The organism is Photorhabdus temperata (assembly GCF_025384845.1).
Lineage (GTDB): Bacteria > Pseudomonadota > Gammaproteobacteria > Enterobacterales > Enterobacteriaceae > Photorhabdus > Photorhabdus temperata.
On sequence record NZ_JAJAFX010000067.1, the window covers coordinates 23,141 to 29,344 of the forward strand.

At 41.6% G+C, this 6,204-nt stretch carries 7 protein-coding genes and 2 pseudogenes; 7 read left to right on the forward strand and 2 right to left on the reverse strand.

Annotated elements, in window-relative coordinates; translation table 11 throughout:
- Positions 1-2: 2 nt before the first annotated feature.
- A complete protein-coding gene (locus tag LGZ99_RS20080; protein WP_036841021.1) occupies positions 3-437 on the reverse strand; it encodes a DUF805 domain-containing protein in 435 nt (144 codons plus the stop codon).
- Between the two features lie 67 nt (positions 438-504).
- On the opposite strand from LGZ99_RS20080, the gene LGZ99_RS20085 reads away from it, so the two are divergent.
- Both LGZ99_RS20085 and tpiA read left to right on the forward strand, forming a co-directional pair.
- A complete protein-coding gene (locus LGZ99_RS20085; RefSeq protein ID WP_031280750.1) occupies positions 505-1,095 on the forward strand; it encodes a DUF1454 family protein in 591 nt (196 codons plus the stop codon).
- A gap of 136 nt (positions 1,096-1,231) precedes the next feature.
- Positions 1,232-1,999: a triose-phosphate isomerase gene (gene tpiA / locus LGZ99_RS20090; RefSeq protein WP_021325391.1), complete on the forward strand. Its 768-nt coding sequence runs from the start codon at positions 1,232-1,234 to the stop codon at positions 1,997-1,999.
- A 46-nt stretch (positions 2,000-2,045) separates the two neighbouring features.
- Here tpiA and LGZ99_RS20095 read toward each other — a convergent pair whose 3' ends face one another.
- The gene (locus tag LGZ99_RS20095; RefSeq protein ID WP_036841022.1) at positions 2,046-3,047 is read right to left on the reverse strand and encodes a sulfate ABC transporter substrate-binding protein; all 1,002 of its coding nucleotides are present in this window, start codon (positions 3,045-3,047) and stop codon (positions 2,046-2,048) included.
- 92 nt (positions 3,048-3,139) lie between these two features.
- On the opposite strand from LGZ99_RS20095, the gene LGZ99_RS20100 reads away from it, so the two are divergent.
- The 5 genes and pseudogenes from LGZ99_RS20100 to LGZ99_RS20120 all read left to right on the forward strand — a co-directional run.
- Complete coding sequence (locus LGZ99_RS20100; protein ID WP_021325389.1) at positions 3,140-3,436, forward strand: type II toxin-antitoxin system HigB family toxin; 297 nt, start codon at positions 3,140-3,142, stop codon at positions 3,434-3,436.
- Positions 3,433-3,850: pseudogene (locus tag LGZ99_RS20105) on the forward strand (helix-turn-helix domain-containing protein). Before LGZ99_RS20100 ends, LGZ99_RS20105 begins: the two are co-directional and overlap by 4 nt.
- Positions 3,851-4,183: 333 nt before the next feature.
- Positions 4,184-4,354 (forward strand): CopG family ribbon-helix-helix protein, encoded by a 171-nt coding sequence (locus LGZ99_RS20110; protein ID WP_021325386.1) that lies wholly within the window; start codon positions 4,184-4,186, stop codon positions 4,352-4,354.
- Between the two features lie 157 nt (positions 4,355-4,511).
- Positions 4,512-5,180 (forward strand): class I SAM-dependent methyltransferase, encoded by a 669-nt coding sequence (locus LGZ99_RS20115; RefSeq protein WP_023044575.1) that lies wholly within the window; start codon positions 4,512-4,514, stop codon positions 5,178-5,180.
- A 765-nt stretch (positions 5,181-5,945) separates the two neighbouring features.
- Positions 5,946-6,204: pseudogene (locus tag LGZ99_RS20120) on the forward strand (hypothetical protein); the annotation flags it as partial.

Below are 6,204 nucleotides of genomic sequence, written 5' to 3' on the forward strand. Positions count from 1 at the left end.
TTTCAATCATCTTCGGCAGAAATAAAATCCACTTTTTCTGCCCCTTCACCAAACCGGTTTGGCCCATCCGTGCCACGGAATACACCGCAATCAAGCACCATCATCACGATGATTAATGTGGGGATAAAACGACCAATCCCCCATTGCCAAAATGGTTCCATGCCACCCCAATCAGCAGCAATCAGCAACCATGCCAGCAATAAAAGCAGCGACCAGCCTCCCCGCTTATTGCGATCATGCAAACGCTTCGCCATCATTGCCGCCACAGGATACATCACCAAAGCCAGCGCAAAAACAGCATAGTGCATGGTCAAAGAGCTCATTCCCTGAATAGTCAAGATAACAAACATCAAGGCCAGACAAACACCGATGCCAATCCAGAATTCCCGTCGCCCAATTCGCCCTTTAAATGAAAAACCCCATTGTTGTAATGTCATCTATTCTTTTCCAATCGTGTATTCTGTTTTTCGGTGCAGTTTAACCCAAGCGAGCGGCAACATGAAAATGGACATTAATAAATTTCTGGCGATAACGTTAATGGCAAACAGCGCGGGCTTACCGTTGGTAACCCATGCCGATACTGGCCCCATCGCACAAGCGACCTACCTTCTGCCAAATGCCCCCTCTTTTGATGAAACCATTCCGCGGTTTCGTGAAAAATATAATCGCCGCAACCCGGCATTGCCACTACACGAATACCGGGTCATTACCGGCAAAGACATTTATCTGCCTCTGACACGGGCAGCCAGCAAAATCAATGAAAAACTTTACTCTTCGGCAGTACTGGAACGGGGAAGTGAAAAAATCAAAAGTCTGCAACTGACATTACTGCTATCAGAAAATGAAACAGAAACTCAGAACAATCAAATTCTAACAGAGCAGTACATGATAGCGTTGATGCGCCACTTTAATCCGACCCTTTCACAGGATCAAAGCAAAGAGAATATTGATAATTTGCTGAAAAAAAGCAAAAAATTGCCATTTTTCAGCCATAACATCGGAGCCATTCGCTATATTGTGGTAAACGGTAGCAAAAAAACGCTTACTTTCGCAATTGAACCGATTAAGCTGTCGTTATCTGGACCAGAAAACTAATCAAAATTAGTGATAAAAAGCAAAGCTATTGTTTGTAATGATCACTATACTGTGGACCGCTGATCTAACGAATTGATCCCAAGAATGAATTTCATTCAATCCACTACTTAAAAATTCTCTGGTTGGAGGAAAAAACATGCGACATCCATTAGTTATGGGTAACTGGAAATTGAATGGCAGTACCCATATGGTCAACGAACTTATCACTGGCCTGCGTAAAGAACTGAACCATATTGCCGGCTGTGAAGTCGCTATCGCGCCACCAGCACTTTATCTCTCTCAGGCTAAACAAGCGCTGGTTGGCAGCCACATTGCTCTGGGCGCACAAGATGTTGACGTCAACCTGTCTGGCGCATTTACCGGTGAAACTTCCGCTGAAATGCTGCAAGACATTAACGCAGAATACATCATCATCGGCCACTCTGAACGCCGTACTTACCACAAAGAAAGTGACGAATTCATTGCGAAGAAATTTGCCGTTCTTAAAGCACAAGGTCTGATCCCGGTTCTGTGTATCGGTGAAACTGAACAGGAAAATGAAGCCGGCCAAACTGAAACAGTATGCGCAAGACAAATTGATGCGGTCCTGAACACATTAGGTGTAGAAGCCTTCCAAGATGCGGTAATCGCTTACGAACCCGTTTGGGCGATTGGTACCGGTAAATCAGCAACACCAGCGCAAGCTCAGGCTGTACACAAATTTATTCGTGATCACATTGCAAAGAGAGACGCGGCAATCGCAGAGCAAGTGATTATCCAGTACGGTGGCTCTGTGAACGCGGGTAACGCGGCTGAATTATTCACCCAGCCGGATATTGATGGTGCACTGGTTGGCGGCGCTTCCCTGAAAGCTGACGCTTTTGCTGTTATCGTAAAAGCCGCAGCAGCAGCGAAAAGAACCTGATTCAAATTTTAGTGATAATTGTCCGCCGTACACCTACGGCGGTTATTCACTTCTGGCGTTGAATAATCTCATCAAATACACCGCCAGTTACAAAATGCACTTTTTGCGCTTTTCCCCAACCATCGAATACTTTATCAACGGTAAATAATGTTAATTCCGGGAAAATAGACCGGTATTTATCGGCAATCGCTTTATCACGTGGGCGATAATAATTTTTAGCCGCTATCTCCTGCCCAACAGGAGAGTAAAGGTATTGCAGGTATTCTGTTGCCAACTGACGGCTGCCACGTTTATCAACCACCTTATCAACGACAGAAACCGTCGGTTCAGCAAGGATTGAAACGCTGGGTGTCACAATTTCGAATTTATCTTTATCAAGCTCATGGATAGCCAATAAAGCTTCATTTTCCCAGGCAATTAAAACATCACCAATTCCACGCTCGACAAAAGTATTGGTCGCTCCTCTGGCACCGGAATCCAGCACTTCAACATTCTGATAAAGCGCTTTAACAAACGCTTTGGCTTTACTCTGATCCTGATCGTTATGCGCCAACCCATAACCCCACGCAGCCAGATAATTCCAGCGTGCGCCACCTGATGTTTTTGGATTTGGCGTCACAACAGCTACACCTGGGCGAATTAGATCCGGCCAGTCTTTAATTTGTTTTGGATTGCCTTTCCGCACCAGAAAAACAATTGTTGAAGTATAGGGAGCAGAATTATCTGCTAAACGCTTAATCCACCCTTTATCTATCCGGCCACGTTCGGCAATGGCATCCACATCATAGGCCAGAGCCAGTGTCACCACATCCGCCTCAAGGCCATTGATGACAGACGTTGCCTGCTTGCCGGAACCGCCATGAGATTGCCGGATTGTCACTTTATCCCCAGTCTTCTGCTGCCAGTAATCACTGAAAGCCTGATTATATTGTTGATATAACTCTCTAGTTGGATCATAAGAAACATTAAGAAGCTGAAGATTCTTTGCCCACACACTGCTACTGGAAATCAACAGTAACGCCAATGCCACACGCCATCTGACTCTCATTTGAATCTCTCCACAAGCTGTTTTAACTGTTATGAAATTCAAGGCTGACAGAAAGCGTTATCACTCAGAAATAATTAAAAACATTTACTTATATGCAAGAGGAATATACTGAAGAGCAACTACAGCCTCCAAAGAGGCTCAGACTGCTGACAAACCTCATCGAAAATAACGAGGTTTGTTTTTTCATAAAGAAAGTTTTTTCGGAAGCCAACCATAGTCTGGATCGGATGAAATATCGGGAAAAATGGTGGGTCATTGATGTTGGTGGCAATAATTTAAGAGTGATGTTTTTTGCAGATTTTGAGCGTGGGAAAATTTTTATCAAGCACATATCAACTCATGCAGAATATGACAAATTGACGGATTATTACCGGAGGAATAAAGAATGATGATCAACGAAGCAATTCCGGCAGCAAATAGCCTGGTAAGCATTGTCCCTCTCTTAGGGGGCAGCACTTCCCGCAAAGATTATGATGAGGCTATGAAGCTGGTAGAATATCTGGTCGAACACAATCCAGATAGTCCGCTGGTCGATATGCTTACGGCTAAAATTGACACCTACGAAAGTCGTGCGCCAGAGTTTACAAAGTTCAATGAACGTATTGCTAGCACACAAAGCGGTGTCGCAATTCTGCGTACATTGATGGATCAGTACGGCCTGAATCAGACTGATTTTGAAGACGAAATAGGGAAGCGTTCCCTTGTTAGTCGTGTTTTGAAAGCTGAACGTTCGTTAACACTTGAAGCTATGCGTAAACTCTTAGTTCGCTTTGGGTGTACCGGTTAGCGTTTTTATTGATTAATTGATAGCAAAACTACACAACCGGTAACCTGCGGCCATTAAAAAAATGCTGGCATTACTCGCTTAGTTGAGGGTTTTTTCATAATAGATTTCAAGTTGCAAGGCGGCGGCAAGTGAACGCCTCCCCAGGAGCATAGATAACGATGTGACTGGGGTAAGTGAAAGCAACCAACAAAGCAGCAACTTGAAGGATGAAGGGTATAGTACATTTTATATTCTTTAATGCTTGTTCATATTCCTGATTTTTTTCGTGCTTGTTCTGAATCAATAATTCCTAATGCTTCTCCTACTTCTTGTTGAGAAAGTATTACCTTTTAATATTAAGGTGGAAAAAATGGCAACCTCAGTAAAACTTGACGATAACTTGAAAAGCCGGGTCCAGTATTTGGCAAAAGTGCGGCATCGTTCAGCGCATTGGATAATGCGTGAAGCTATACGTGATTATGTAGAGCGTATCCGCCATCAGCCACTACCACGTCGATTCAAAGCTATCTGGAGATCATGAATAAGGCGAGTTAGGTCTTATATCCAATGCGATTCTGTACTGGAATACGACTAGGATTAGCCATATTGTTGATGAGCTTCGGCGGCAAAGTGAAACCCTGTATTGAGCAGGAACCGTGAGAATGAAGTCAGTTTTTAAATCAACAGGAAATATGCTAATGAATATCAGCAATAAGAAAGGTGCAAATATATACACCCCTCTTATATTAAAAATATATGATGCGTGGGTACTTAAAATATCAAATAGTTACGTATGGCGTTGCAATACTGAGAACATTCTTCTTCGCCATTTTCAGATGAGTATGGGAAAAAAACATTTAGATATTGGTGTTGGTACCGGTTACTACATTGCAAAAACAAAAGAAGCATCCAGTAATATAACCTTGCTGGACCTCAATCCAAATAGTCTTGCTGCTGCCTCAAAGCGAATCGGTGTGAACAGGATAAACCATGTATTACAGCATGATATATACATGCCTTTACCAGACAGTGAAAAAGGACAGTATGACACAGTTTCTATGTATTACCTGTTGCACTGTTTGCGGGGAAATATGCATGAAAAAGCGTTAGTTATTGAACATGCATCACAAGCTTTAACTGATAGTGGGAAGCTTCATGGTGCTACCATTTTAGGGAAGGATGTTGAACATAATTGGCTTGGTCGATATTTAATGAATATCTATAACAAAAAGGGAATTTTTTGTAATTACGCGGATTCCTGTGGCGATTTAAAAGAAGTCTTAGATAGGTATTTTAAGGATGTTACGATAAAACAATATGGAACAGTCGCTGTATTTACCGCGACAAATAAAAAACAAGGGAATTAGAATATATTATTGGGGATATTGGAATTATTTCCAATATCCCCCTGAAAACCGTAGATTTCTATCCGTGTATTTATCTGGTAAATTATTATTATCTTTTTTTATTGCACATTCACCAAGAGAATTAAATATGACACATCATATTAATTTTTTCAAAAAAATCAATTAGATGCAATACTCAATATTAATGAAAATGGGAAAGTTTAAATACGGTTTAGGAGACGGTAAAAACTAACAGGTTTACGGAAACTACTCAATTAAAACCACTCATTAAATGGCTTTTTAACTAAAAAGCAGAAAACCCTCGAAATGAGAATTACTTTACAGGGTTATCCTCTTTTTACTTGTTTTCTCTTTTTTAGTGATCGAAAATCTACTTTTTCTTGGTAATTAATCAGTTAAAAGGAAAAAATAGTCGCCCACTCATGCCAGATGTTTAAATGGTACAGAATGACTAAAAACGGCTTATTCCCTGTCATGTTTAATGCATTTATTGGCGATGTTATCCCACCCAGACTAGATTTCATGAGTCCGTTTAATCAAACCAATAAACTTAATGCTGCTTTATTATTTAATGCATTTACCCTTTTATTTAAATAGATGTAGGTAAATAGAGTTAAGTGAAAACCTTGACATCCTCCCCGCCCTAGGACGAGGATTCCTACGACGTTCAGACCGAAGTCTGAATCAGATTATTGACGAAATGCTGGTTTTTTATCCGGCGCTTTGCTTTAATTAAGTTCCGTTCACCCGACGGAGATTGCCGCCATGTTAAGAACACCCCCTCCCCAAACTTTTCCACCAGAAACCCTCTCACTTGACGAACTGGTGCCCAAAAATCATTTGGTCCGTCAAGTCGATGCCGCCATTGATTTTGAATTCATCCGCGAATTAGTCACGCCTTTGTATTGCCACAATAATGGTCGGCCTGCCATCGATCTGGTCATGCTGATTAAAATGATGTTGCTCAGCTACTTGTTTGAATGGACAACATTTTTCATTATGAAAAAAACAAACCCCGTTCTTT

Excerpts from the sequence above, each read along its gene's own strand:
- LGZ99_RS20080 (WP_036841021.1), bottom strand. The coding sequence starts at position 437 with ATGACATTACAACAATGGGGTTTTTCATTTAAAGGGCGAATTGGGCGA.
- LGZ99_RS20085 (WP_031280750.1), top strand. The coding sequence starts at position 505 with ATGGACATTAATAAATTTCTGGCGATAACGTTAATGGCAAACAGCGCG.
- tpiA (WP_021325391.1), top strand. The coding sequence starts at position 1,232 with ATGCGACATCCATTAGTTATGGGTAACTGGAAATTGAATGGCAGTACC.
- LGZ99_RS20095 (WP_036841022.1), bottom strand. The coding sequence starts at position 3,047 with ATGAGAGTCAGATGGCGTGTGGCATTGGCGTTACTGTTGATTTCCAGT.
- LGZ99_RS20100 (WP_021325389.1), top strand. The coding sequence starts at position 3,140 with ATGCAAGAGGAATATACTGAAGAGCAACTACAGCCTCCAAAGAGGCTC.
- LGZ99_RS20110 (WP_021325386.1), top strand. The coding sequence starts at position 4,184 with ATGGCAACCTCAGTAAAACTTGACGATAACTTGAAAAGCCGGGTCCAG.
- LGZ99_RS20115 (WP_023044575.1), top strand. The coding sequence starts at position 4,512 with ATGAATATCAGCAATAAGAAAGGTGCAAATATATACACCCCTCTTATA.